This is a genomic window from Pseudomonas sp. BJa3, from assembly GCF_026343815.1.
Lineage (GTDB): Bacteria > Pseudomonadota > Gammaproteobacteria > Pseudomonadales > Pseudomonadaceae > Aquipseudomonas > Aquipseudomonas soli.
Map to the genome: position 1 here is coordinate 1 of NZ_JAOXMC010000251.1, position 266 is coordinate 266.

The following is a 266-nucleotide window of genomic DNA, read 5'->3' on the forward strand; positions in this document are numbered from 1 at the left end:
TCTTCGGCCGGCCAGAATCGCGCGGGCGCCAGGAGCTTGGTCACGATGGGCGCGTCGTAGACCTTCTGCGCCTCGACCTCGGCGATCACGGCCTCGGCCTGCTCGCGCTGGGTTTCGTTCTGCCAGAAGATGGCCGATTCATACTGCGGGCCGATGTCGTTGCCCTGGCGGCCCGGGGTGGTCGGGTCGTGGGTGGCGAAGAACACACGCAGCAGGTCGCTGTAGGACAGTTCGGCGGGATCGAACTCGACGCGCGCGACCTCGAT

At 67.3% G+C, this 266-nt stretch carries 1 protein-coding gene; it reads right to left on the bottom strand.

Translation table 11 applies throughout. The features are described 5' to 3' along the window. The coding region (locus OH705_RS27605) for a peptide-methionine (S)-S-oxide reductase MsrA (RefSeq protein ID WP_267303485.1) at positions 1–266 on the bottom strand (266 nt) is incomplete at both ends.